This window comes from Deltaproteobacteria bacterium, assembly GCA_022340465.1.
In the GTDB taxonomy this organism is placed as follows: domain Bacteria; phylum Desulfobacterota; class Desulfobacteria; order Desulfobacterales; family B30-G6; genus JAJDNW01.
Genome location: JAJDNW010000067.1, coordinates 13882 through 40349 on the forward strand (window position 1 = coordinate 13882; position 26468 = coordinate 40349).

Genomic DNA, 26468 nt, shown 5'->3' on the forward strand with positions numbered 1-26468 from the left:
AGAGCGGGCGCCTCACCGTATTATTTCGAACGTATAGCCCTGTTCGGCATTACGGCCGCTTCTAACCGAGTTTTTCACGGCCGCGGCGCTATTATTCCTCGGCAATCGTTGTGCCTTGGTTTGGGTTATTGACCCGTTAAATTATGTCTGCCTGACTCTTGGAAAAAAGCAGATTATCACCACCGTTGCAAGGGGCATCAGCGTCAAGCAGAACAGGGTTGTCTGTAACGATGACAGGTCCGCCAGCTTTCCCACCAGTGGTGAAAAAGCCCCTCCGAGACCGTAGGCAAAGCCCATCATCAGACTCGCCACCATGGAGCGCCCCTTCGGCGCCAATTCCTGAGCCATTACGACGCCGATGGGAAGCGTGGCAAGGGCAAAAAAGCCGCCCACAGCGGCCGCCGGGTAAGCCCATTTTCCCTGGGCAAAGAGAAACAGCATCAGTGCTGGAGCCATTGTCATATGGGCGGCTATGAAGATCTTCTTAAAATCGATCCGGTCGGAAAGAAAACCCGCCAGAAGCCCGCTGGCCGTACCGGCGACGATGAAGATGGACGTTATGGCTCCGATGGAAACCAAAGAATATCCCCTCTCCGCCAGCAGCACCGTCATGAAGGTGAGAAATGATTGTGCAATGGCCGCCCGCAGCACCATGACCAGCCAAATAAGCACAAGCGGTTTCCAGACAGCGCCCAGGGTTTCTTTCAGGGACCCCAAAAATCCGGCGTATTTCAAGCCTTCGCTCACGGGAACCGGCAGAGCATAAAACAGATAGACAAGGGGTACGATGCCGATGAGCATGGTCGCCGGCATCATGGCCATGCCGAATTCAACCACATACCAGGTGATGAAGATAGGCCCGATGCCGAAGGCCAGGGTTCCACCCGTGTTGAAAATAGACATGGAAAAGCCCGTATTGCGTCCGCCGTACAAAGGCACCATGCCGGTGACAGCCGGATGGAACATGGACGACCCCACGGATCCCAGGGCAAACATGCAGACAAGCAGAAAGAAGGAAGGGGTGATTCCGGCCAGGGGGATGCACACGGCGGTCAATGCCACCCCGCCCAGGGCGAAAACCCTGGTCTGGTAACGATCGGCAAAATAGCCCACGGGCGGCTGAACGATGAAGGCCAGAAAGCGGATAATACCCGTAAACAGACCCACCTGGGCCATGGACAGGGAAAACTTTTCTACGAAACCGGGGATCAGCGGCGTGGAAAAGGAGGAATAGAAATCGCCGGTGAAGTGAACCAGGGTCAGGGTAAAAATGATCTTGATGTCGGTCCTGGGGTTGCGCGGCGTCACGAGCGATCCTTTCTTTATTCGCAGGCCTTTTTTTTCAGCCTTTGGAACTCCCCATCAATTTCATCGCCCAGAGGCAGGGACCTGTGTGAAGCCAGAATCCGATCAACCTGCCGACGGGAGCGCCCCAGCAGGGTCTCCCGGCCCCCATCGTCCCACTCCTCGAACGACCAGGACCGTTCGAGTCCGCTCATTTGCCAGACGCCTGCCCTCAGCGCTTCGAGCGTCGAGGGGTGATCCAGAAAGTGACCGCCGGGTCCCTTTTCATCGATCAGATCTTCCATCCAACGATCCCCGCCGGTCGGAATGCCTTTGCCTGCATGCAGGCATGCATTGAATATCTCCACGTCGATCATCATTTTTTCAAGGCTCAAAATCATCGAGCTCCCCAAAAGTCCGGCCCCCTCCAGAATATCCGGCCGGGCCATCACAGCTAAAGACGCGGTCATCGCCGCCTGGTAACTGCTCTGTATCCCGGGTGTGAAAGCGGCCGTACCCAGACCCGACGTCTGGGCAGCCAGTCCGTAATACCTGGCCATTTCGGTGGAAGCGGCGCTGATCAGACCGTGCTCGACGGCCCCGCTTTTTACACAACCGGTTCTGGGATCCATCAGCGCCGAAACCGGTGCGTAAATCACCGGCACCCCTTCTTCGGCGGCCTGAACGAGCGTTAACGTCGCCAGAATCTCGCAGTTGGCCATCAGCAGGGTGGAAGCCAGGCTGGCAGGCGCCGTCGCCCCCATCAGCGGCATGGGTACGACGGCAACGGGAAGTCCGTATCCAGCGAGTTCCAGATAGGCCTCGGTGTATCGCGCGTCGATGCGCAAGGGAGATTCCGGGCACAGCACCAGCGACAAGGGTTTTTTCTGCCTGATCTCGTTTGTCGATCCGAAAACGATTTGCAGGGCCTCCTTCAGCCAGACGGCGTGGTCGGTGGAAGCGACCACGTCTTGGACATGCTTGGAAAAATTGGCAAACAGGCTGTAGAGGTAGTCCACGTAATCACGCATGGTTCCCTTACGGTCCGTTGCCGTGACGATACACCAATAGACGCCTATTTCATCCAACGCATCCGCGAGGCGGGTGGCCGCCAGCCAGTCATCGAAGGTCGAATCCCGGTATTCCCCGGTGACCCGGTCGATGGCTCTGGTTCCTTCTCCGGACATGAGCAGCGTGCAGCCCCCTGTATTCATGGGAAGGTCCCGGCCGGTCCTCCTGGCGCCCAGGCTGAATCTCCTGGGAACGGATTGCAGGGCGCGTTCAACCACCTCGCGGGGCAGCCGGACCACGTGGTTTTTCCCCCCGACCTGGGCTCCGTATCGTGCAAGGCAGGCTCTCCCCCTGCCGGTTTCCACTTTTACCCCGGTAGTGGACAGAACACGCAGGGAACGCTCGTGAAGTGCTTCTTTCTCATCCGCGGAAAGAAGGTTCAAAACCGGTTTCACGACACCACCACCCTTTCGCGTTTAAACGGCAGGCCGTTTTCCTCGTCTTCGTCCATTTCCAAGACAGATCTGTACCCCGGGTACACCGCCGTTGCAGTGCGGTACCTGGTAGAAACGATTCTTGGCCCTTTTAGGACCGATGACCACCGGTTCGAGCAAAATGTCGTAGTCAGGGTTGCGCATAACCTTAATTCCTTGATAATGATAAAGTCAGGTTGCGTTCCTGCAACCTAACCTGGGTCTACGTCTCGGGAACACCCGGCAACCGGATCGGAATCCGAAATTGCGCTATTATTATCACACTTTCGTTTTAAAAACAGTGACAAATTATCCCAATGCCGCATCCTTACAACAAGGAGGTATGTCATGCAGAAATCACGGACGCCTGTCGCCCTGCTGAACACCGCTGACCGCAAAGGCGGTGTCGGCCCTACCATCGACAAACTGGGAATCAACCCCGTTAAAGGCAAACAAGTACTGGTAAAACCCAATTTCAACACGGCCGACCGCACGCCGGGATCGACCCACAACGACACCCTTGTCGCTTTGGTGAAAAAGATCTGGGACATGGGCGCCCGTACCGTCAGTCTGGGAGAACGCAGCTATCCGCCCACCCGGCAGGTAATGGAGCAGAAAGGCGTGATTCCGCTTCTGGAAAAGCTGGACGTACAAATTATCGACTTCGATACGCTGCCGCCCGAAGACTGGGTAAAGGTGGATGTGGAAAACTCCCACTGGCGGGATGGCTTCAGGATCGCGCGGCCCGTTATGGAAAGCGAGTGTCTGGTCTCCACCGGTTGTTTGAAAACCCACCAGTTCGGTGGCGTGTTCACCCACTCCCTGAAGCTGCACGTCGGGGTCGTTCCAACCACCCGCAACGGGTTCGATTACATGACCGAACTCCACGGGTCTCCTCACCAGAGGCAGTTAATCGCCGAAATCAACGCCCCTTTCAAAACCGATCTGATCTTCATGGACGGCGTCGAAGCTTTCGTGGATGGGGGACCGGCCACGGGAAAAAAGGCAAGAGGCGATGTGCTGCTGGCGTCTGTGGACAGAATCGCCATCGATGCGGTGGGTATCGCGGTCTTGAAAACACTGGGATCCAATCAGGAAATCATGAATACGGCCATTTTCGACCATGATCAGATTGCCCGGGCCGTCGAGCTGGGCATCGGCGTGAGCGCCGTATCCGACATCCGGGTCGTGGCCGTCGACGAAAAAAGCACGGCCTTAAAAGACCGCGTTCTCAAAGAACTCATCTGAAGCGGCCGATGTCATGATGACTGTTTGCAAACACCGCAATCTCGTGCTCCTGCCCGCAAAACAAAAACGGTTGCGTTGCCGCCACTGTCACTTGACAATTACCCCGGAAGAACTCGATGGCGGCTACTGTCCCGAATGTTACGAGGTCTCCGGGATAAGGCGGGATGACTTCGAGGAGATCGAAGACAAAACACAGGGCGCCGTCCAGTACCGCTGTGAGGATTGCGGTGTGCTTGTAACCTCATAAATTTTCGGGCCTATGACCCAAAAATTTATGAAGATACGCCGAAACGCAGCCATTTGAAGCGTTTGCGCAACGCTTCAGACACCCGCGCCCCGATCCTGGCCATGAAAATGTTCTCCGGTTTGAGGCAAATGTTGGGTTCGTTGGTCTGAAGATCCTGGAATCCGAAGGGTTCGAATAAAGCGATGAGCATTTTGCGGTAGGCTTGCGCCGTCATTCCGGAACCGTCGAGATCCCAGGTCCAGGAATAGCCCACGAGATAGAGAATTTTATCCTCGACGGTGTCGTGGGCCACCATGCGTTTCATGATGGCGGCCGCCACGCCCGCCGATCGCCAGCGGCGGCAGACCTCGATCACTTTCAGCTCCATCATCACACCCGGCCCCAGGTCCAGCCAGCGAGCCCCCTGTTCGGGATGGTCGAGCACGCCGAAACCGATGATGGTGTCGTCCGCATCGACGGCCAAAACGACATTGACCTCTTCCCTGGCGGCATCTTTTTCCAGGCTTTCCCTCTTGGTGTAAAGCGACCTGTACTGTGCATGGCCGCCAAACTCACTGTCAAATGCATACCGCTGAATCTCTTCGCTACTGCAAAAAGAGTGCACCCAGACGGCACCGGACCCTGTCTGCAATATGGCTTCATTCCGATCGGGCATACGCCCCCACGTTCTCGATCTGCAATTTAAACCGGTCCGTCAACGGGCCGCTTTAAATTTAGAAGTCGCTCCATCCCTTGTGCAGGCGCTTGACCATAACGACCATGTCGTGGCGTTTACCCCGTGGATCGACGGCGTAGTCCTTGAGCTCCGCACGCTTGAAAAAATCGAATTTCCGCACAGCCTCTATGGCGGCGTCTTCCATGCCGACGATCAGGTCCGAACGCAGCGCCTCCAGCCCTTTGTCCATGGCCGCCTGAATCAGGTCCAGCAGGATCCAGGTGCCCAGGCGTTTGTTCCTGAATTCGGGCAATACGATAATGCGAAAGCGCCCGACATGCTTGGTGGCTCCGAATTCGCGGGTGTGCAGGCTGCCGTGCCCCACGATCTTCTTGTTGCAGAGGGCGACGATGGCAAACACGCTTTCCGACCCCAGATTTTCAAACCAGTGCTGGATGACGGTGGGATTCGACGTGTCGTAGCGCATGCACCACCGGTCGTTCTCCGGTATCGCGTCAAAAAATTCGGAAAGAAGCCTTTCGTCCCCTTTTTCAAGGGGGCGAATGATCGCTTCTTCGCAGTCCTTCAGCACACACTCTTTGGGATAGCTCACCTCGCGGGTCCTCCATTTTTTAGAACCAAATGCTCAACGTCGGTTAGATATCCTCGGGTTTACCCATCACCTCTGCATACATATCCATGTTCCAGAGCTTGGCTTCAGCTAGATTTTGCCTGAACTTGATGAAATCGATGGTATCGCTGCCGGTAATTTTCTTGGTGTTGAAGGCCCCGAAACCGAGAAAGGCCTCGCCGCTCATGTTGGCCGCCAGCCAGTGGCGATTGGCATTCTTGCAGATATCCCAGAAATACTTCTTTTTCATGCGAACCCCGTCGATGCTTTTAATGAGGCACCCCGGAAAAAGATTGGCGAACTGCCACACGATCTTGTCTACCTCTTTGTCCAGCAGTTCGAAGTCGGCGTTGGCTTGATGCGCCTTTACCAGTGCCCTGCCTTCTTTGAGGGCGTCGCCCTTTTTATACTCCCCGTAAACGATTTCCCCGTCTTCCACATAACGGTCGGTAACAATCATGGGGTTCCTCACCCATTCGCCGTCGATCTTCAGAACCGGCGCACATTTACTGATCAGATTCTTGGCTTTCATTTTATAGGCCGACCACATCTCACAGGAAACACAGTTCCACATGGCATCCTCGTTGCTGAGCATCCAGGGCAGAAAGTCCGAGGACCCGCCGTCAGGTGCCGAACCGTGTCGGGGGCCTGCCTGGCCAAATATGGCCAAATCCGAAGAAACCGTCAGGTCGCAGGCCATGCCGATTTCCTGGCCACCCGCAACGCGCATGCCGTTGACCCTGCAAATCACCGGTTTCTTGCAGGCCAATATGGAGTCGACCATGTGGTTGAACAGCTCCATGTACTGGCCATATTCATCGGGACGCTGGCTGTAGTATTCGCTGTATTCCTTGGTGTTTCCGCCGGTGCAGAAGGCGTAGGGCCCGGTAGCGGTAAAGACCACGGCAACCACGCTGCGATCCAGGGATGAGTTCTCGAAACCGGCGATAGCCCCCTTGACCATCTCCGTGGTGTAGGAGTTGTATTGCTTGGGGTTGTTGAGGCGCACCCAGGCCACGTAAAGTCCCTCCACCGTGTTCCCCTGCGGGTCGGTCAGGGGACGCTTTTCGTAAACCACGCACGGTGCATCCGCATCCGTACCCCAGTGAACATCCGTGTGCAGCATGTGATCCTTCAAACTATTGTCTCTGGGCAACCATTCCAAAGCCATAGTAAAAACTCCTTTTTTTTGATGTTTTCGTTTTCTTGCTATTGTTTATAGTAAAAACATTCCTCTAACACTTTTGCAAAAAAGGGTCGAGGATTCAAGGTCCCAAGGGGTCAAGTGAAAACCGCAATGTGCTTGGTTTTTGCCCCTCGGGCCTCAGTGAATTATCTGTTTTCAGCCATCAGCTGTGAGCGTCGCTTGGCCCCTCGGATCCTTTAACCCTTGAATCCTTTATGCTTAAAAGTCCGGCACCAGGACGATACGCCTGTCCGGTGACTTTTTATGAGCCTCCTCGAAAGCCTCGGCAATCGTGCTCATGGGGCGCGTCTGCACGAACGGCGCCAGGTCTATTTTCTTCGACAGCACCATGTCGAGCACCTGGGGGTAATATTCCGGCAAACAGCCCCACGTTCCTATAATCTCCGCGTCGAAGGCCATCAAGCGGCTGATGGAATATTCGACTTTTTGCAGGCCGAAGCCCACGATAATCAGCTTGCCGGTGAAGCTGAGAAGATTGAGAGCGATTTCCTGACCGGGCTTGCTGCCCGTGACCTCGAAGATTTTCCAGCCGTGGCCCGCCAACCCCTCCTGCTTGCGTATCGCTTTTGCTTCCTGGGAAATCTCTTTGGGGGTTTTGCCGGTTGCGTCGATGGAAAAATCCGCTCCATAGGAGAGCATCTGCTCGAGCCGCTTCCCGTCTATATCGATGGCAATGACACATCCCGCTCCCAATGCTTTGGCTTCCTGAACCATGTACTGCCCGACACCGCCGACGCCGATGACGATGACATTGTCGCCGATGTCGAGCCCCGCCCTCTTAGCCGCCTGGAACGGCGTCGTGGCGGCATCGGCCACGACGGCCAGGTGCTCCAGCGGGATCTCTCCCCTGTTTTTGATTTCACAAAGGTCGATGGAGGGGACAGGGATGTGGCTGGAAAAACCGCCGTAGATACCGATGCTGTTGCCGGGCATCTTCTGCGAAAGGCAACGGTTGCCCCTGCCGGTCTTGCACAGGTAGCATCGGCGGCAGGGCATGACCGCCGGGATCAGGACCTCTTTACCCACCCAGGCGTCATCACCGGCCACGACCGTACCCGCTATTTCGTGCCCCAGGGTGAGCGGTGGTTTCGACACCGTGGGCACACCGTCGTAAAAATACCCCAGGTCCGTGTGGCAGACACCGCATCCTGCGATTTCCACCAGCACCTCCCCCGGATTCAGTTCTGGAACCGGAATTTCGACTTTTTCGAGCCTGCCGGGAGTAACCTCACCACTTTCCCTGTTCCGTGTCGTGGGCTGCACCATCTGCCAAGTCAATATGTTGTCCGGAACTGCTCCCATGTTCATTTCCTCCTTTGTTCGTATTTTCGGAAGTAGATACCCGGGCCCGTAGGACCCGACACTGGTTTCGCCCTAAAAGCGTTCAAATGGCCCAATTATATCAACCGAAAGCCAACGATCGATACACGTCTTCTGAAAACTTGGAACGCTAAACTTGGGTGGATATATTATCGCTACAATATAGCTGAGTCAAGCCTATTTACAGATGCCCCCGAATTGGGATAGTATTGTTTTTGGTATGGCTATACTGCTCCCAGGGTTGCATCGATAACATGGGAGCCGCAATTCCGATATTTTCGGATTTGTGCAACGGCTCACAGTTTACAACAAAGGAGAAGCTCCATGACCGACCCATTGATCATCGTGGAAAAGGAAGACCATCTTACTATCGTAACCATCAACCGGCCCGAAGCCATGAATTCAATCAGCCCCCCGGTCAGTGCGGAACTGTCGGCCGCCTTCGATGAATTTGCCGCAAATGCGGATGAGTGGGTGTGTATCGTCACCGGGGCCGGCGAACGTGCCTTTTCAGCCGGCAACGACCTGAAGTGGCAGGCCCAAAACGGGGGTGAGGAGCTCTCCAGGCAGACCGCCAGGATAAAAGGCGGTTTCGGCGGAATCACCTCCCGTTACGATTGCTTCAAACCCATCATTGCGGCCGTCAACGGGTTCGCTCTCGGTGGCGGCTTCGAAGTCGCCCTGGCCTGTGACATCATCCTTGCGGCCGAACATGCCACCTTCGGATTCCCCGAACCACGGGTGGGCATGATTGCAGGCGCTATGGGCGTGCACCGTTTGCCGCGTCATATCCCCTACCACCTGGCCATGGGAATGCTGCTGTCGTCAAAACGCATTGCCGCCCAGGAGGCCATGCAGTACGGACTGGTCAACGAGGTCGTTCCTCTCAAAGACCTCTTGCCCACTGCTAAAAAATGGGCTGCCGAAATCATGATGGGCGCTCCTCTGGCCCTCCAGGCCACGAAAGAAGCCGCTCTCAAAGGATTGGCCTATCCGCTCGATGAGGTTCCCAAGGTGTTCCCGATGCAGGAGGCTATGCATACGTCCGAAGATTTCATCGAAGGGCCCAAGGCTTTTGCCGAAAAGCGCCCCCCCCAGTGGAAGGGACGTTAGCCACAGTTCACCCCAAAAAGGGGCAACCCTGCAAGGGGCCACGCCCCCGACACCGCAGACGGCAGGCAAGCGGAAGCTTCGGAACCCCGGGGCCGACGGCACCGTTTACCCCAACGATGGGGTTTTTCCTTGACTTGGCTTTTATATAGCTACTATATAGCTAGATTCCAAGCTGAACCTTGCAACTTAAAAAACTTTTGAACAGGAGAAACCCATGAATCTCGCAGGAAAAGTCGCCCTGGTTACCGGAAGCAGCCGCGGGGTGGGACGCGCTGTAGCCCTCGGGTTTGCGGAACAAGGCGCCAAGGTGGTCGTCAACTACACATCCAATGCCGAAGCCGCGGATCAGGTGGTTTCGGAAATTGAAGCCTTTAACACTTCGGCCATCGCCGTCAAGGCGGACGTCGCCCTGAAAGCGGACGTCGAGCGCTTGGTGGGCAGCGCGGTGGAGGCTTTTGGAAAAATCGACATCCTGGTCAACAATGCCGGCTTCACCAGGCCGGCCCTGATGGTGAAAATGGAAGAGGACCAATGGGACCAGGTGGTCGACATCCACCTGAAAGGTGCATTTCTGTGTTCCCAGGCCGCCGGGAGGCTGATGAAGGAGCAGAAAAAAGGTAAAATCATCAATGTCACCTCGGTCGCCGGAATTGTGGGTACCGTCGGACAGGTCAACTACAGCGCCGCCAAGGGCGGCATCATCAGCATGACCAAATCCATAGCCCGGGAAATGGCCCGGTACAATGTGTGCGCCAATGTCATTTCCCTGGGAATCGTGGCCACGGACATGACCGAAAAAATCCGGACCGATGAAAAATTGAAAGAGATCTATATGAATCGTATCCTGCTGAAACGCTTTGCCGAACCGGCGGACATAGCCCCGGCCTTCTGCTTTCTGGCCTCGGACCAGAGCGACTACATCACCGGCCAGCTGCTGTGCGTTGACGGTGGATACGGTATGATTTAAAATAAATTTTAACCCGTCAGCACCCGCAACGGTTTGTGAATTCAGAATTTCGATTCATTTAATTCAGGGTCAACCAAATATGTAAAATTTATTATTTTTAAAAGGGGAAATAGATGGGAGACAAAGTAGCGATTATCGGTGTCGGCCAAAGTAAATTCGTGCGGCAGTACCCGGGGTCTATCCGGGAACTGGCCTTCGAAGGGTTCAAGGACTGCCTGAGGGATGCCGGCGTTACCACCCGAGATATAGGTGCTTCAGTGGTCTGTTCGGCCCCGGAATATGACAAGCAGCGATCGCCTGCCGGTGTCTTCGCAGAGTATCTGGGGTTGAACCCCCAACCGACCTTTTATGTCGAGAGCCTCTGCTCCTCCAGCACCACAGGCGTCAGGCTTGCCTATTCACTGGTGAAGTCGGGACTGCACGATGTCGTCGCCGTTCTCGGCTTTCAGAAAATGTCGGAAATTTCATCTTCGGAATCCCAGGAACGGATGGGCCGCGGCGCCGACATCCAGTGGGAGAGTCCTTTCGGCACCATGATGCCGGCATATTATGCCATGTATGCCCGAGCCCACATGGAAACATACGGAACGACGCCGGACGACCTCTCCAGCATCCGCGCGAAAGCCGCCACCTACGGCCAGATCAACGACCTGGCCGTTTACCGCAAGCCGGTCACCTTGGAGATGTTCAACGATCCGGAAAACATCATGGGCAGACCGGTGGCAACGCCGCTGCGGGTCGGCGATTGCTGCGCCAATGCCGACGGCAGCTCCTGCATCATCGTCGCCAGTGAAGAGAAGGCCAAGACCTTTTGTAAAAAACCGGTTTGGATCATGGGACTGGGTTCCGCCACCACCAGCGTGAATCTGGCCGGGCGCGATCTGTTCTCCGGCCTGTCGGCCGCCCGGGAAGCCGCCCGGCAGGCTTACGATATGGCCGGCATCGGCCCCAAAGATGTCGATGTTGCCGAAGTCCACGATTGCTTCACCATCGCCGAAATGATGGCTTACGAAAACCTGGGTTTTGCCGAGCCCGGCGAGGGCAAGGAATTGATCCGCGGCAAAGAGACCTACAAGGAAGGATCGATCCCCGTCAACGTTGACGGCGGGCTGCTCTCCAAAGGTCACCCCATCGGCGCCACCGGGGGATCCCAGGTCAGGACCATCGTGCTGCAGTTGAGGGGGGAAGCCGGCGACATACAGGTAAAAGATCCGGCAATCGGTCTGGTGCACAATATCGGAGGTGTGGGACTCTACGGCAATGTAACGATTTTGGGGAGGTAGATATGGGCAACAAAAAAGAGGTCGACGACCGGTTTAAAAAATTCGGTACGGTGAGTTTCACCGCCATCACCAAAACCAACGATTTTATCGAACACCTTGAAAAGGGAAACGTTGCCGGAACGAAGTGCCTGGACTGCGGCGCGGTTTTCTTCCCGCCCCGTGCCGACTGCTGCCACTGCCTGACCAGCAACATGGAGTGGTTCGATGTTTCCGGCAGCGGCAAGCTGGTCACCTATAGCAAGCTGACCTTCGCCCCCATCGGTTTCGAGGAGGATGTGCCCTACTGCATCGCCCTGCTCGATTACGGCGACTACAAGGTGTTCGGCCGCATATCGGGCAGCATACCCGAGGAGGAAATCCGGGTGGGCATGTCCATGAAAACGGTGGCCAACACCGTTTCCAACGGTCAGCTGAATTATGTTTTCGAAAAAGCGTAACCCCCAACATTGCATTGGGGATTTCGTGCTTTCAAATTTTCGTGGTTTCGTGATTACTCTTTTCTTTGTGGCCTTTGCGCCTTAGTTTACCCAGTGAAACCAGGTGTTGCTTTTGTTTCACCGGGGTGCTTCAGAATTGTCTTACACACGATGACCCAAACTGCCGAGGTTTAAGCCATGACAGACGACCAGACCATCAAGCTCGAAAAATCGGAAGGAGTGGCCGGCATCACCCTGGACCGGCCCAAACACAACGTCTTCAACATCGACATGATGCGGAAATTTTGCGACACCCTCGAGGATGTCGGCCGCGACGACAGCCTCAAATGCGTCGTGCTTTACGGCGCAGGCGCCAGTTGGTGTGCCGGTGTCGATGTCGGTGACCACAGGCCCGAGATGGCACCGGACATGATCGCCACCTTCAACCGCTCCCTGACCCTTATCGAAAACCTCGGGGTGCCCAGCATTGCCGCCGTGCATGGCGCGTGTCTAGGAGGCGGCATGGAATACGCCATTGCCTGCGACGTGGTGATCGCTTCGAAAAGGGCCACCTTCGGCCAACCGGAGGTCAAACTTGGATTTCTGCCCCCGTATGCGGCCATCCGCCTGCCGAAGCTGGTGGGAACCGCCAAGGCCATCGAGATTTGCACCTCGGGAAAAATCTACGCCGCGGATGAAGCCCAATCGATGGGCTTTGTCAGCCAGAGCGTCGAGGACGATGAATTTACGGAAACCGTGGTGCGCATGATCAAGGAAATTCAGGCCAGCAGCCCCTTGATCCTGCGCCTTAACAAACGCGCTGTGAACCGCCACCTGGGAATGTCCGCCGGTGATGCGCTCGAGGGCGTGAGCGATCTGTTCCTCAACACCCTGATGAAAACCGAAGACACCCTGGAGGGTATCGCCAGTTTCTACGAAAAGCGCAAACCCGAATGGAAGAATCGATAGGACAGCCTGGCCGTCCTATCGATTCTTCCATTATTTGAAACATTCACGAATTTTTTGTTACAACCAATTCATAGGGGCGACATCGCGCCTTAGCATTAGCGTTGGGAGTCTCAAATGGAATTACCCGCCCTACTGATCATCGACATGGTCAAGGACAACTTTGTGGAAGAACGCAACCTTCCCATCACCCCCCTTGCCCGCGGCATTATCGACCCTATCAACCGGTTGTCCTCTTTTTTCAGGGACAAGGGGTGGCCGGTGGTCTATTCCACAGATGCCTTCCATGAAGAGGACTTCATCTTCACCGGCAGGATGCACCCCCATTCCCTTGCAGGAACCGAAGGAGCTGAAATCGTGGATGATCTGGACCGTAGGGATGGCGACTACTGGCTGCCCAAACCCCGTTTTTCGGCCTTTTTCAAGACCGGTCTCGAGAAGTGGCTGAAAGATCGACATGCCACCCTCTGTGCCGTAGCGGGAATCGCCACCCCTTTCTGCGTCCTGACCACGGCAATGGACGCCCTGTGCCACGATTTCAAGACCGTGTTGCTGGAGGACTGCTCGACGGCCGCCTCTGTGGAACAGCACCGACGGACCCTCGACACCTACCGCAGAAATCCGCTCTATCCGCTTTTCAGGGTTATGACCTCAACTGAATTGATTGAGACTCTCGATTAAATGCGCCTGAGCGATGCAGGACAAAATGAATTTCAATTTGGTTTAAGATGGCAGTAATCAAAATACGCTCTTGTTTTGAAAGGTTCATTTTAGGCAGAACTGCTGCCGTCATCAAATCGACATTCTCTTGACAGGCAACGATCATCAGCACTCCCTTTAAAGGGCGATTTTCAAGCATCGCCCTGTTGCCCACTGCAATCGAGGGAAGCGCCTTTTCAGGACGCACGACTTTATGCTCCTTTAGCGTTTGCCCATCGGAACGGTTGATAATACGGATAACGATCCATGGCGCCCTGGCAATAGTCATGGCTTTGGAAGCGTAATTATGTACTAGCAGTTGAAACTCACTGTTGGTCCGAGGGTAGCGCGACAGATCGCAAAAAATAGATTCTATCGCATGCAGCTCGACATTTACGGTGCCGATGTAACGGAAGGCTTCCCCTACTTGCATTATAAGTTTAGACCGCTCTTCGTTGGCTTTGTACGCAGCCTGCTCGTACGCGTACAGCGTGCGGCTGAAAACCCTAAGGATAAAGCAGGATATTCCAAATAAAATCACGATCAGCACCGTTTCAAGGATCTCTTCTTCGAGCATGAAAGTAGGGGTTAAGGATATCCCGTGCCGAATGGTCAGGGGAGTGGCAACAATCGCCAGTAGAAGAAAAAGCAGTACCCCCATGTAGAAGATGATGAGATATTTACGTTTTTGCACGGTTTTCATAAGATATGCCATCATAAATAGATCCAGGCTGCAACCTTGAGGATCTGAAGCGGGGATAGACTCCCGGCAAGCCGTCCCCGCTTTTTTATTTTTATTGAAGATTCCCCGCAGCAAGCTTAAGGGGAATCTTCACCGTTAGGAATTCTATCAATTATGATCGCTGCCGATTCGCCTCTGCCTTATTCGGTTTTCAGCGCCACATACCGTGTATACTCGCCCTCCTGAATCAACAGCAGCACCACCCCGTTTTCAGAAACATCGGCAATCGCCTTCTTGAAAGCCTTTAAATCTTCAACCGGTGTTCGATTCACTTCCAGAATGATTCCGCCGGGCCTGACATTCGCCAAGGCCGCCACCGAACCCGGTGCGACATCCGTTATGATCACTCCCTTTTTCTTCTCGAGACCAAACTGTTGCGCCAGCTCCGGCGTTATGTTCTGAACGGTCATGCCGATTTTTTCAAGGTTGTGAGGATTTGCGGCCACGGCGGTTTCCTTGTCCGGAAGCTTACCGATGGTGACGGATAATTGCTCGCGTTTTCCGTTGCGTAAGACCGTGACATTCACCCGCGTGCCCGGCATCTCGAGAGCCACTTGATTGCGGAACGCGCCCACCTGATCAACGGACTTTCCGTCGAATTCGATGATCACATCGCCTTGTTTTAATCCGGCATCTTCAGCCGGCGTGTCCTTCGAGACCTGCGCCACTAGTATTCCTTTTTGATCGTTCATCCCAAAAGATTTAGCCAGATCCGGTGTCAACTCCTGGATAGCGACACCAAGATAACCCCGAACGACCGTTCCGGTTTTAATCAACTGATCCTTGATCGACCTGGCCATGTTGATAGGAATGGCAAAACCGATCCCCATATATCCGCCGCTCTGGCTGAAGATGGCCGTATTCATACCCACAACCTTGCCGTCCAGATCCACGAGGGGCCCCCCGGAGTTTCCCGGATTGATAGCGGCATCCGTCTGTATGAAGTTTTCATAATCCGCGATTCCGATGCTGCTGCGTCCTTTGGCGCTGACCACACCGACAGTCAGGGTATGGGACAGACCGAAGGGATTCCCTATAGCCACAACCCATTCACCCACTTCGATGTCATCTGAATTCCCCAATTGGAGAACGGGCAAATTGTCGGCTTCAATCTTGATAACCGCGACATCGGAATGGGGGTCGGCCCCGACCGTCGTTGCGGTAAACTCACGGCCATCGAGCAGTTTTACGACAACCTTGTCAGCGTCCCCGACGACGTGATTGTTCGTCAGGATATACCCGTCCTTGGAGATAATAAATCCCGATCCCTGCCCGATTATTTGTTGCCGGGGTGCCTGTTGTGATTGATCGGGGGGTTGCGGTCCGGGCATGCCGAAAAAACGATTGAAAAATTGATCGCCGAACGGTGTGCCTTGACCAAATGGTGAAAAAAATTGAACATTGGGCTGCTGTACGGTTTTTTCGATCTGAATAAACACCACAGCCGGTGACACCCTTTTGGCGACATCGGAAAAGGCCTTGCTGGTTTGCCTCAGGCTTTCTATGCCACCTTCCTTTGCCTGGGAAGCCAACGGAAAAAACAGCAAGGAAACCATCCACACCATCACCATCGACCACCTTAACCGCTCGAGTGAAAAAATACCGTACCACTTTTGTTGTTTATTGTTCTTCATGGCAGTTCTCCTTTCTTAATGCCGTTATGTTATCTGCCATCCTCGGCGTGAATATCTTCAAAAACATCCTTCACCTTCTCCAGAAGCAGGTCCACATCAAACGGCTTGTCAAAAACGGCGGCCGCACCGCATCGATAAGCCATTTCATGGGTTTCGGCATCTCCGAAAGCGGTGATAACAATCATGGGAGGAAAATTCCGGTACTTGGGTTTGCCTTCCAGCACCTCCATTCCCGTTATTCCCGGCATACGAATGTCGGAGATAATCAGGTCCACCGCCTCTCGTTCGAATCCATCCGGCAGAAAAAAGGTTTCAAGATGCGTCAACAACCCGATGCCATCCGAGCATTCAATGACGTCATAACCGGACCTCCGTAAACTCACCGCCAACAAGGTCCGCATTTCATAATCGTCTTCTGCCAGCAGAATGCGGTATTGGTTTGCCCTTTCCGTCATCGTGTTCCCCTTCCCCGAATGTCCACCAGGTTTCTTTTTGATGTTCATGCTCGTTCTCCACTCCATTGGATGCAGCCACACAATCATGCCTGATGCCTATTGGCAGATCAAAAACCATGCCAAAGTTTAATCTTTAATTTTCATATAGTTATAAATATTAAAGGCGGGGCATTCCGCCCCGATGGGGCAAAATGCACCAGGGGAACGGCTTTCACAACGTAGTGATTACGTGTTAATTCATGGATCGAGAAATGTGAGACGTGAGACGTGAGACGTGAAAGGTTAACCGAAAAAATTGAAATATAAGACGTCCGACCTCTAAGGTTTTACCCTCGGCCCCTGGATCCTTAGAGGTAGCCGTCTATAGCGTTTTTCACAATACCGTTCCGGATGCCTGAGAGGCGGAGGGTCTATTTTTTCAAAGCGCCATAGCGCTGCAGTTTCCTGTACAGCGTTTTGCGGTCCAGTTTCAATATCCTCGCAGCCGCGGAGCGATTGCCGCCGACAATCTTCAATACGTGCAGGAGGTAGCGGCGCTCTACGTCTTCCATGGGAAGCAGTTCATGCGGATCGTGGGAGCCGATGAAAAAGTGTTCGCTTTTATAGGCTTGGATTTTTTGGGGGAGATCGTCTACTGCTATTTTTTCAAAACGCGTCAACGCCACGGCGCGTTCCATGGCGTTGCGCAATTCACGGACATTGCCGTGCCAGACATAATCAATAAGCCTTTGTGCCGCATTTTCGGAAATCCCCGTCACCCGTTTGTTGAAGCGTTGCGCATACTGTTTGACAAACTGGTCGGCCAGCAGCAACACATCCGTTCCGCGCGACCGCAGGGGCGGCACTTCGATCTGCATGACATTGAGGCGATAAAAGAGGTCTTCACGAAAGCGCCCCTCTTCAACGGCGCGTTCGAGGTCCTGGTTTGTGGCGGCTATAATCCTTACATCGATATGAATTTCCGAATTGCCACCAAGCGGTCGAATGGCGCGCTCCTCCAGCGCCCGGAGCAGCTTGGGTTGAAGCATGATCGGCATCTCTGCGACTTCGTCCAAAAAGAGGGTGCCGTTTTCAGCTTCCAGAAACAAGCCCTTCCGGTCGGCCGTCGCACCGGTATAGGCCCCTTTTTTGTGCCCGAAAAGTTCACTCTCCAGCAGTGTTTCCGGTAACGCGGAGCAGTTGACGGGAATAAACGGCGCCCGACGGCGCCGGCTTTGTTCATGCAAGGTTTGGGCGACAAGCTCCTTGCCGGTGCCGCTCTCCCCCAGAAGCAGGATGGAAATATCCGTATCTGCGATGTGCGTCATCTGCGAAAACAGTTTTTGCATGGGGGGACTTTCCCCTAAAAGCGCGTCGAATTGCTGTCGCTTCGGAGCCATCCGGCTCAACAGCTTTACTTTCTCCTGTAACGCATGGTGGGATATTGCCCGATTCAGAACCATTTCAAGAAGATCCGAATCGACCGGCTTGGTAACGAAATCATAGGCACCCGCCCGGATGGAAGCGACGGCCTTTTCTAGGCTCCCGAAACCGGTCATGGCAACCACCGGAATATCGGGGCGATTCGCGGCGATTCTTTCGCACAGCTCTATACCGGTCATGCCCGGCAGGTGAATGTCCGCCAGAACGACGTCGAAATCGGCTTCTTTCAGATCTACAAATGCGTCTTCAGCCATGGTATACCAGGAGACCCGATAATCTCGATGCTTCAAGTCGGCAGCGAGCATCTCACACATCGATTGATCATCATCTACGATCAGTACCCTTCCCTTCATGGCGACACCTCGATTGGCAGATAAACCGTGAAACAGGACCCCTTTCCCCAGGTGCTCTCCACCTCTATCCACCCGTCATGCTCCTGAACGATCCCGTAAACGATGGAAAGACCGAGGCCGGTCCCCGCCCCGACATCCTTGGTCGTAAAAAACGGTTCGAATATATGCGCTATGTTTTCGGGTTGTATGCCCCGCCCTTCATCTTTTATATGCATTGCCAGATAGTCTCCACCCGTATCCCTCTTTTCAGGGTGTTTTTTCTTCAGAATTTCCAAAGCAACTTCCACGCGGCCCCCGTCGGTCATTGCCTGCATGCCGTTTATCACCAAATTGGTCAGCACCTGTTGAATCTGCAGCGGGTCGACGGGAATCATGGGGAGGCTTTCCTGCTCGACAACCTGAAAATAAACCCTTTTCTCGCCTGCCGTTGGCGCCAGCATGTCGATCACCCGTTTAGCCACAGCCGCCATGTCTTGTGGCGACCGCTTGGGCTTCCTGCGCCGGGCGAAATCGAGCAGGTTCTGCATAATTTTTATGATTTTTTCGGTTTGTTCTCCGATGATACCGGCTGATTGGACGATGTCTGCATGCTCGAGATCCCCGGAGCGGATCATTTTCGAGCGTCCATGGATGACGTTCAGCGGGGTTCCGAATTCATGTGCCATTCCAGCCGAAATCCGGCCAAGGGTGGCGAGGCGCTCGCTGTGGCGCAGCTGTTCCAACGCTTCAATCCGGCGTTCGTTTTCCGTTCTGGCAGCCTCCCAGCTTTCACTGAGGTCCCGACACATGGTGTTCAATGTTTCACAAAGTTCGGCAAACTCGTCCCGCCCGTCGAAAACCAGATCGGGGGCAAGATCCCCTTTCCCGATTCTTCTGGACTTGTCGATAATGCGAGACAGCGGCCGGTGAATCCATTTCTGGAATTGAAACCAAAGCAGCATTCCGGATGACAGCAGCAGCAAGAAGGTAATGGCAATCAGGTGCAGGGTGGAATCCCGGATATATTTTTTCAGCGCGGCCAAGGATTCGGAAAGTTCAATGGCGGAAGGGGGGCCGCCGCTGGTGTCAACAGGAACGTAGGTAAAGCGAAATGCGCCTTTTTTTCCCTTGTCCATGATGAGCGACACGACCCTCCCCTGCATAACGCTCTCAATGCTATTCAAAGGCACCGCCGGCGCATTCACGGTGGCCGCCGGGGAGTCCAGTTGCACCCACCGGAAATGAATGTTGTGCTCCTTCAGATTGGCTTCGCGAACAAGTTTTCGCGCCATCTCTGTTCCCGATTGATGGATCACATGCTCGATCATGCCCGACATCGCCTTACCGATCAGAATTGCGTCCTTTGCCATGTCATCATTGAAAAGCGCAACCTCACGATGATGATCGACCCACCCCGAACCCGCCAGGATCAGCACAAGCACCAGAATCAAGAAAAGATAGACTTTGTAAAAAAGCTTCATATCGACGACCTTTCACCATTAGGCTGACCACTGTAACGGTTTTTGCCCCGCAGTTGCAACGCCGGTGTTTACGTGGCTTGTTGTTTTTTAATGGAAATGCCCCATCTTTGCAACTCAGGAAGGTGTTCGAGCGTGAAGGCGTGGCACCTTACCCTGTCCTCAGAGCGAAGCCGGGTTCGCCCCCCTGGCAGCGGAGGCCCTAGCGTCGAGGTTGAAACAATCCTGCATTTCTGTTATGAATGGCAGCATCCTCCTTACAAAAAAATACATGACGGTATTTACCGATAGGGTATTTTTTTCGATAGCCCCCGCTGGTGGTCAACGTGCAAGGAAGAGCCCACCTTTGAGCAAAGCGGCGGGCAGCCCTGACCTCAACGGTGCACCTTGAGGCGAATCCATCACCTTGAAGGCCGGTGGCATATTCTGTTGCAGCTGTCAACATAAGTCCCACTTGCTTTCGAACGATCAAAGGAGGTTGAGAATGGCAAAAATATTTACCGCATGGCCCGATGAATGGCCCCGAAGCCTCAACTATCCGGAACAACCGGTCTTCTCCATTCTGGACCGAACGGCCTCACGCGTCCCCGAGCGCCTGGCACTCCTATTCGGAGGAATGGAACTGACCTTCGGGGAATTAAAAACGCTGGCAGACCGTTTTGCGGCGGCCCTGATATCCACCGGGATCCAAAAGGGCGACAAGGTGGCCATCCATCTTCCGAACTGCCCCCAGTTCGCCATCGCCTATTACGGTGCGCTGAAGGCGGGCGCCGTTTTTACCCCCCTGAGCCCTTTGCTGGCGCCCAGAGAGATTGTCTACCAGCTCAATGACGCCGAAGCCAGGATGCTGATCTCCCTGGACCTGGTCTACCCCGGCATCGCCGAAATCATTCCGGAAACGGGGGTCGAGCACGTCATCACCACCAGCATCGCCGACTGCTACAGCCCGGTCATCCAGCCCCTCAAACCCCTGGAAAAAATTCCCGTACCCGACACCCTCGACATGGTTGACATGCTCAAGGACAATGAACCCGATGCGCCTGAAATCGAAATCGACGTCTTCAAAGACCTGGCCCACCTGGCCTATACCGGCGGCACCACGGGTCTGTCCAAAGGGGTCATGTTGACCCACTACAATGTCGTGGCCAACACGTGCCAGTACGGGCATTGGTTCAACGGCGCCCGTCTCGAGATCCGGGATGGTGTGCCCCAATCCGTTCTCCCACCGGGGGTGGATCCCGTCAAGGACCGGCCCAGCGCCACGGACACGGAGACCGCCCTGGTGGTGGTGCCCTGGTTTCATGCCATGGGCACCGTGGGCTATCTCAACAACCTGGTCTACGGCGGCACCACCATGGTGGTCTTCCCGCGCTTCGACCCCCAGGAGTACCTGCAGGGCGTGCGAAAATACAAGGCCACGGTCCTGGGCGGAGCGCCCCAGCTGTTCATCCCCCTGGTCAACCTTCCGGAATTCGACAGCCAAGACCTGGCCGGGATCAAGATCGTGTCCTCCGGAGCGGCTCCTCTGGCCATGCCCATACTGGAGAAAATGCTGAATTCTTTTTCCGGCACGGTGTGCGAAGCCTACGGCATGACCGAATGCACCATGGGCGCCACCGCCAACCCGCCGAACCGAAACGCTATCCGCCAGGGGTCCGTCGGCCTCCCGGTTTTCGACACGGAATGCAAGGTTGTCGACCTGTTTTCCGGCGAAGACCTTCCCCCCGGTGAAAAAGGCGAAATCTGCATCAAGGGACCTCAGGTGATGCAGGGCTACTGGAACAAACCCGAGGAGACCGACCTGGTGTTGAAAGACGGGTGGCTCCATAGCGGCGACATCGGCACCATGGATGAAGACGGGTATTTCTATATTACCGACCGCAAGAAGGACATGATCATCTACAAGGGTTACAATGTCTATCCGCGCGAGTTGGAGGAGGTCCTTTTCACCCACCCGGATGTGGCCCAGTGTGCCGTTATCGGGAAACCGGCAATGGAGGTCGGTGAATCCCCGGTGGCCTTCGTTCAGTTGCGGACCGGTGCGCAGGCCGATGAAAAGGTATTGGCCGAATACGTCAACTCGCAGGTGGCAGCCTACAAGAAGGTGCGTGAAATCCACTTTCTCGAGGCCATACCGGTCAGCGCCGCCGGAAAGGTTCTAAAAAGGGAATTGAGAGAAATGCTGAAGTGACCCGGTGGGCTTTTTGCCTCCGGTTCGAGCCTGTCGGGATGAAACCAGCGATCTGCGGCAGAGCCGGATGCATGAATAAGGCCGCTCGAAGCGAACTGGTCTGCCGTCAGCGCTGATTTGTTTTCCGAATCTTGACCGCGCTTACCTTGAATTCCGGTATTTTAGCCAGGGGATCGTAAGCGTCGGCGTCGGTCAGCACATTGGGCGGATTTTCACCGAAGTGGATGGGCAGAAAAACTACCCCCGGTGGAACCGAGGATGTAATCCGTGCCGGGGCCTCCATCTCTCCCCGGCGGGACGACACCAAAAGGATGTCGCCATTGCCGATCGAAAGGCTCCGGGCATCCTCGGGATGCATGCTGACATACCCTGTGGATTGTTCGACATCCAGATGCGGAGAAATCCGGGTCATGGTGCCGGTGTGAAAATGGGCGAACATGCGGCCGGTGGTCAGGAAGTAGGGATAGTCTTTATCGGGTATCTCAGCCGGATCCCGGTAGCTCACAGCGTGGAATTTGCCTTTACCCCGGGCGAAGCCACCCTTGTGCAGGTACGGGGTTCCGGGATGGGATGCGTCGGGGCAGGGCCACTGCAGACCGTTTATCCCCAGCCGGTCATACGTCATTCCGGCATAGCTCTTGGGTGTCAATGCGGTCATTTCATCGAAAATTTGTTCGGGGTTTTCGTAATTCATTGCATACCCCATGGCCGAGGAGAGCATGGAGATGATCTTCCAGTCCGGCAGCGTGTTTTCCACGGGAGGGATGGCCTCATGGATACGCATGCATCTGCGTTCGGTGTTGGTGAACGTACCTTCTTTTTCGGCCACGGAGGCGGCCGCCAGCACCACATCGGCCACTTGAGCGGTCTCCGACAAAAAGAGCTCTTGAACGACCAGAAATTCGAGGCCTTTCATGGCTTCGTCCAAATGGTTCCAGTCCGGATCGCTGAGCCTTGGATTTTCACCGATAACATAAAGCCCCTTGAGTTTGCCTTCCATCATAGCCGGAATCATGTCGGTAATGGTCAGGCCTGTTTTTTCCGGCAGGACTTTGCCCCACGCGTTTGAAAATTTTTCCCTGATTTGGGGATCCGCCACCGGCTGGTACCCGGTGTATACATTGGGAAGGCCCCCCATGTCACAGGCTCCCTGCACATTGTTTTGGCCCCGCAAAGGATTGACGCCGCCGCTGCGAACCCCTACATTGCCGCACAACATCGCCAGATTGCAGCAGGACTTCACATTGTCGACGCCGGTGGTGTGCTGGGTGATGCCCATGGCGTAGAGTAATGAAGCCGGCGGATGGGTGGCGTATAGTTCGGCCATTCTTTCGATATCGGAGGGCGGAACGCCGGTAATACTCTGGACGTATTCGGGCGTGTACGTTTCGATGTGCGCTTTCATCGCTTCAAAATCTTCGGTACGGTCGCTGATGTACGGCAGGTCGTGCCAGTCGTTTTTAATGATGACGTGCATCATGCCGTTGAGCAGGGCCACGTCGCTTCCCAGACGATGCTGAACCGCGATATCGGCAAAACGGCTCAACTGAATGTTCCTGGGATCGGCGACAATCAGTTTGGCGCCCTTTTCTTTGGCCTTGAAAATCCGGCGGGCCACCAGGGGATGGCAGGCGGTCGTGTTTGAACCGATGACAAAGATACATCCCGCGTCTTCGATTTCGGCAATGGAATTCGTCATGGCGCCACTTCCAAAGGCTGCGGCCAGACCGACCACTGTGGAGGAATGTCAGAGCCGTGCGCAGTGGTCGACATTGTTGGTGCCGATCACCGCCCGGGCGAATTTTTGCGCCAGATAATTCTCTTCGTTGGTTATCTTGGCGGAGACCAGAACGCCCACGCTGTCCGGCCCGTACGTGTCAATGATGTCGCCAAAACGACTCGCAACGATCTGAATGGCTTCAGGCCAGTCCGTCTTAATGAACCGGCCGAAGGTTTTGACCAGGGGTTGTTTCAAACGCATGAAGCTATTGACGTGCTCATGCAGATTCCAGCCCTTGACACACAGTCTGCCCTCGTTGACCGGGTGGGTCTTTAAAGGCAGCGTGCTCTCGATTTTCCCATCGATAACTTCATACAACACACCGCAGCCCGTTCCACAGTAGGAACAGATCGAAGGAACGAATCGGCAATCCATTTTTTCCTCTCCCCTACTTTAGCAGTTCAAGCGCTATATCCTATGAAAATCAACTCCCTTCAGTTAAAGCCGAAAGCTTGTGAGGTCCAATCGGGGGCCAAGTGAAAATCAGCTTATAGGCCATACCTCACAGCTGATAGCCGGCTATGAGCTATCCCCTGGAAACCTCAACCCTTTTTTTGCCCATGCATCGGTTTCGGTTCCAAGGTCACGTCGCCGCCGATCATGTTGAAGGGTGACCGACCGTCACTCACACCGGTCTCATAATCGAACAGATCGATGCAAAGCTCGTTGACCTTGCGGTACAACAGCCGAAGCGGGATATCTACGGGGCAGGCATCTTCACACAAGCCACAGTCGATGCAGCGACCCGCCATATGTACGGCCCGAACCAGGTGAAAAATCGGCACGTCCGGCGGCAATTTCCCCGTACCGACCAGGTCCTTGTGCTCGAGGCTGCAATCATCACAAAAACAGACCGGACAGATGTTCCGGCAGCCATAGCACTTCAGACATTTTCGGAACTCGTACATCCACCGTGAAAACCGCTCGTGGTCCGGGTAGTCCTCCAGGGTTTCGAGCGATTGGGTGCCGTCAATGCCGACCTTCTTTTTGTGCAGACCCGGCGATGGCGCGTTCAGGTATGAACAGTCGGCATGTTTTTTAAGAATTGAAGGACAGCAGTTGGCGCTGACTGTCCGGATGTTTTCCGGATCGAGTTTATTCCAGATGCTCAAGACCTTCAGGGCCCGCTGATTGCAGTCGCGGGCCAGCATACCGATCTTGACATCCGGTTGCCGGTCGGATAGATGCACGGCTATTTTCTCGAGGGGATACCGGGCAGCCCCGTCCACCATATCGTTGACGTCATCCAATCTCTCCTTGACAAAGCAATACGGCAGGGGGTGGCCGTAAAACGATTTATACCCCAGGAACACGTCGATGGCACCTTCTTCAAGCCACTTTTTCACCGTAGCCTGCATCGAGTCCTCCTTCCAGCGGCTGTCTGTACGACGTCAGGGGGTTTGGTCCGAGAGATCTGATCTTTTCGGTAAAGTCCGTTACCACTTGCACGAACTTCTGGGCTTCAGCCGACGATATCCATTCCAGCTGCACCCTTCCCTCAAATCCCGTGAAGGCCAGTAATTCCTGAATAAACGTCATGCGCTTGATGGTCATGTGATTACCATACAGGTAATGACAATCTCCGATGTGTCACCCTCCCACGAGTACGCCGTCCGCTCCGCTCTGCAACGCCCGCAAAATATGATGCGGCGAAACCGTGGCCGAACACATCACTCTGACCGGCCGGATGTTGGGCGGATACGCCAGGCGGCTGACACCGGCCAAATCCGCCGCTCCATAAGCGCACCAGTTACATAAAAAGGCAATGATTCTCGGTTCGAATGAATTTGTTTCCATTTTATCCATCCCTATGTCAGCTGATCATTTCATATACCTCAGGCCCGCATGGCCGTTTGTATTTGAGCGTAGATTTGCCGGTTGCTGAACCCCATCAGTTGCGGAGCCTCGGAAGGACAAGCAGCTGCACAGGCACCGCACCCCTTGCAAAGCGCTTGGTTTACTTCGGCAACATTTTTATCGCTATTGAAATAAATGGCCCCAAAGGGACAAACCTCGATGCAGCCGAGACAACCCGAGCATAGCTCCGGATCTATACGTGCGACGATGCCCCCCACGACAATGCTTTCTTGCGAAAGCACCGTGAGGGCCTTGGCAGCGGCGGCCTGAGCCTGGGCGATGCTCTCTTCAATCGGTTTGGGATAATGGGCCATTCCACAGAGGAAAACGCCTTCGGTGGCGAACTCGACCGGTCTCAGCTTCTGATGGGCTTCCATGAGCCAGCCATCGCTGTCGACAGGAACCTTGAAAAGCCTTGAAATGCCCAAATCGTCCTGGCGGACAATAGCTGCCGCTAAACACAGGCAATCGGCATCCACCGTAAGGTTGCGTCCCAAAATCTGATCATGAAATTCGATGTTCACCTGTCTGCCGGCTACGGTTGCCCTCGGCTTGCGCTCCGGATCATAGCGGAAGAAAAGAACGCCCTTTTGTCTGGCCTCACGGTAAAGATCCTCCCTGGTGCCATAGGTCCGAATGTCCCGGTAGAGAATAAAAATGTTGGTGTCCGGGTTGTGACGTTTGAGTTCCAGTGCGATTTTAATGGAATGGGTGCAGCAGACTTTCGAACAGTAGGGGTGTTCCTCGTTGCGGGAACCGACACACTGAATAAAGACCACATTCCGGGCATTTCGGATACGGGAATCCTCCAGCCGGAGGCGCTGCTCCATTTCCAGGTGCGTCATGACAGCCTGGTGCTCACCATACAGGTATTCCTTAGGCTTATATTCTTTGGCGCCGATCGCCATGATGGCAACACCGTGGTCGACGCTTTCCGTCGATGCCCCTTTAGCGATGCTGGTTTTGAAATTTCCCACAAACCCCTCGACGTTGACGATGTTGGCCTCTAAATGAAGTTGAACGAGGGGATCTGCTGCCACCATGTCGATCAGGTCCT

24 protein-coding genes are annotated in these 26468 nt (G+C 54.7%); 9 read left to right on the forward strand and 15 right to left on the reverse strand.

Annotated elements, in window-relative coordinates; all coding sequences use genetic code 11:
* Positions 1-141 precede the first annotated feature (141 nt).
* The gene (locus LJE94_10750) at positions 142-1308 is read right to left on the reverse strand and encodes an MFS transporter (GenBank protein ID MCG6910587.1); all 1167 of its coding nucleotides are present in this window, start codon (positions 1306-1308) and stop codon (positions 142-144) included.
* A 14-nt stretch (positions 1309-1322) separates the two neighbouring features.
* Complete coding sequence (locus LJE94_10755; protein ID MCG6910588.1) at positions 1323-2750, reverse strand: trimethylamine methyltransferase family protein; 1428 nt, start codon at positions 2748-2750, stop codon at positions 1323-1325.
* A 366-nt stretch (positions 2751-3116) separates the two neighbouring features.
* Between LJE94_10755 and LJE94_10760 the strand changes: the two genes are divergently transcribed.
* Positions 3117-4016, forward strand: coding sequence for a DUF362 domain-containing protein (locus LJE94_10760; protein MCG6910589.1), 900 nt, complete (start codon positions 3117-3119; stop codon positions 4014-4016).
* A 13-nt stretch (positions 4017-4029) separates the two neighbouring features.
* Positions 4030-4263, forward strand: a complete 234-nt coding sequence (locus tag LJE94_10765) for a phage terminase large subunit family protein (protein ID MCG6910590.1) — start codon at positions 4030-4032, stop codon at positions 4261-4263.
* A gap of 25 nt (positions 4264-4288) precedes the next feature.
* Here the strand turns inward: LJE94_10765 and LJE94_10770 are convergent, their stop codons facing one another.
* The 4 genes from LJE94_10770 to had all read right to left on the reverse strand — a co-directional run bounded on the left by LJE94_10770 (position 4289) and on the right by had (position 8058).
* Positions 4289-4918 carry an N-acetyltransferase gene (locus LJE94_10770; GenBank protein ID MCG6910591.1) on the reverse strand — a complete coding sequence of 210 codons (630 nt, stop codon included), beginning with the start codon at positions 4916-4918 and terminating at the stop codon, positions 4289-4291.
* Between the two features lie 58 nt (positions 4919-4976).
* Positions 4977-5531 carry a GNAT family N-acetyltransferase gene (locus tag LJE94_10775; GenBank protein MCG6910592.1) on the reverse strand — a complete coding sequence of 185 codons (555 nt, stop codon included), beginning with the start codon at positions 5529-5531 and terminating at the stop codon, positions 4977-4979.
* Between the two features lie 43 nt (positions 5532-5574).
* Positions 5575-6720, reverse strand: a complete 1146-nt coding sequence (oah, locus tag LJE94_10780) for a 6-oxocyclohex-1-ene-1-carbonyl-CoA hydratase (GenBank protein MCG6910593.1) — start codon at positions 6718-6720, stop codon at positions 5575-5577.
* 234 nt (positions 6721-6954) lie between these two features.
* Positions 6955-8058, reverse strand: a complete 1104-nt coding sequence (gene had, locus LJE94_10785) for a 6-hydroxycyclohex-1-ene-1-carbonyl-CoA dehydrogenase (protein MCG6910594.1) — start codon at positions 8056-8058, stop codon at positions 6955-6957.
* A 342-nt stretch (positions 8059-8400) separates the two neighbouring features.
* Between had and LJE94_10790 the strand changes: the two genes are divergently transcribed.
* From LJE94_10790 to LJE94_10815, 6 genes are all read left to right on the forward strand, one after another.
* Positions 8401-9189, forward strand: a complete 789-nt coding sequence (locus LJE94_10790; protein ID MCG6910595.1) for an enoyl-CoA hydratase/isomerase family protein — start codon at positions 8401-8403, stop codon at positions 9187-9189.
* Between the two features lie 214 nt (positions 9190-9403).
* Entirely contained in the window at positions 9404-10156 is a 753-nt protein-coding gene (locus LJE94_10795) for a 3-oxoacyl-ACP reductase FabG (GenBank protein ID MCG6910596.1), read from the forward strand.
* 113 nt (positions 10157-10269) lie between these two features.
* Entirely contained in the window at positions 10270-11439 is a 1170-nt protein-coding gene (locus LJE94_10800) for an acetyl-CoA acetyltransferase (protein ID MCG6910597.1), read from the forward strand.
* Positions 11440-11441: 2 nt separating this feature from the next.
* Positions 11442-11876 carry a Zn-ribbon domain-containing OB-fold protein gene (locus LJE94_10805; GenBank protein ID MCG6910598.1) on the forward strand — a complete coding sequence of 145 codons (435 nt, stop codon included), beginning with the start codon at positions 11442-11444 and terminating at the stop codon, positions 11874-11876.
* Positions 11877-12053: 177 nt separating this feature from the next.
* Positions 12054-12824, forward strand: coding sequence for an enoyl-CoA hydratase/isomerase family protein (locus LJE94_10810; GenBank protein ID MCG6910599.1), 771 nt, complete (start codon positions 12054-12056; stop codon positions 12822-12824).
* A 114-nt stretch (positions 12825-12938) separates the two neighbouring features.
* Positions 12939-13502 (forward strand): cysteine hydrolase, encoded by a 564-nt coding sequence (locus LJE94_10815; GenBank protein MCG6910600.1) that lies wholly within the window; start codon positions 12939-12941, stop codon positions 13500-13502.
* On the opposite strand, the gene LJE94_10820 is transcribed toward LJE94_10815, so the two are convergent.
* The 5 genes from LJE94_10820 to LJE94_10840 all read right to left on the reverse strand — a co-directional run bounded on the left by LJE94_10820 (position 13465) and on the right by LJE94_10840 (position 19586).
* Positions 13465-14238 carry a hypothetical protein gene (locus tag LJE94_10820; GenBank protein MCG6910601.1) on the reverse strand — a complete coding sequence of 258 codons (774 nt, stop codon included), beginning with the start codon at positions 14236-14238 and terminating at the stop codon, positions 13465-13467. The genes LJE94_10815 and LJE94_10820 overlap by 38 nt on opposite strands.
* Positions 14239-14402: 164 nt before the next feature.
* A complete protein-coding gene (locus LJE94_10825) occupies positions 14403-15833 on the reverse strand; it encodes a DegQ family serine endoprotease (GenBank protein MCG6910602.1) in 1431 nt (476 codons plus the stop codon).
* 92 nt (positions 15834-15925) lie between these two features.
* A complete protein-coding gene (locus tag LJE94_10830; protein ID MCG6910603.1) occupies positions 15926-16351 on the reverse strand; it encodes a response regulator in 426 nt (141 codons plus the stop codon).
* A gap of 410 nt (positions 16352-16761) precedes the next feature.
* Positions 16762-18126: a sigma-54 dependent transcriptional regulator gene (locus LJE94_10835; protein MCG6910604.1), complete on the reverse strand. Its 1365-nt coding sequence runs from the start codon at positions 18124-18126 to the stop codon at positions 16762-16764.
* Positions 18123-19586 (reverse strand): HAMP domain-containing protein, encoded by a 1464-nt coding sequence (locus tag LJE94_10840; protein ID MCG6910605.1) that lies wholly within the window; start codon positions 19584-19586, stop codon positions 18123-18125. The genes LJE94_10835 and LJE94_10840 overlap by 4 nt, the downstream gene beginning before the upstream one ends.
* A 481-nt stretch (positions 19587-20067) precedes the next feature.
* Here LJE94_10840 and LJE94_10845 point away from each other — a divergent pair, with 481 nt between their 5' ends.
* Complete coding sequence (locus LJE94_10845; GenBank protein MCG6910606.1) at positions 20068-21774, forward strand: AMP-binding protein; 1707 nt, start codon at positions 20068-20070, stop codon at positions 21772-21774.
* Between the two features lie 106 nt (positions 21775-21880).
* Here LJE94_10845 and fdhF read toward each other — a convergent pair whose 3' ends face one another.
* The 4 genes from fdhF to LJE94_10865 all read right to left on the reverse strand — a co-directional run.
* The gene (gene fdhF, locus LJE94_10850) at positions 21881-23929 is read right to left on the reverse strand and encodes a formate dehydrogenase subunit alpha (GenBank protein ID MCG6910607.1); all 2049 of its coding nucleotides are present in this window, start codon (positions 23927-23929) and stop codon (positions 21881-21883) included.
* 167 nt (positions 23930-24096) lie between these two features.
* On the reverse strand, positions 24097-24912 hold the full coding sequence (locus LJE94_10855; GenBank protein MCG6910608.1) for a 4Fe-4S dicluster domain-containing protein: 816 nt from the start codon (positions 24910-24912) through the stop codon (positions 24097-24099).
* Complete coding sequence (locus tag LJE94_10860; GenBank protein ID MCG6910609.1) at positions 24884-25351, reverse strand: hydrogenase iron-sulfur subunit; 468 nt, start codon at positions 25349-25351, stop codon at positions 24884-24886. Before LJE94_10860 ends, LJE94_10855 begins: the two co-directional genes overlap by 29 nt.
* A gap of 38 nt (positions 25352-25389) precedes the next feature.
* A partial coding sequence (locus LJE94_10865) for a 4Fe-4S binding protein (protein MCG6910610.1) occupies positions 25390-26468 on the reverse strand: 1079 nt, incomplete at its 5' end.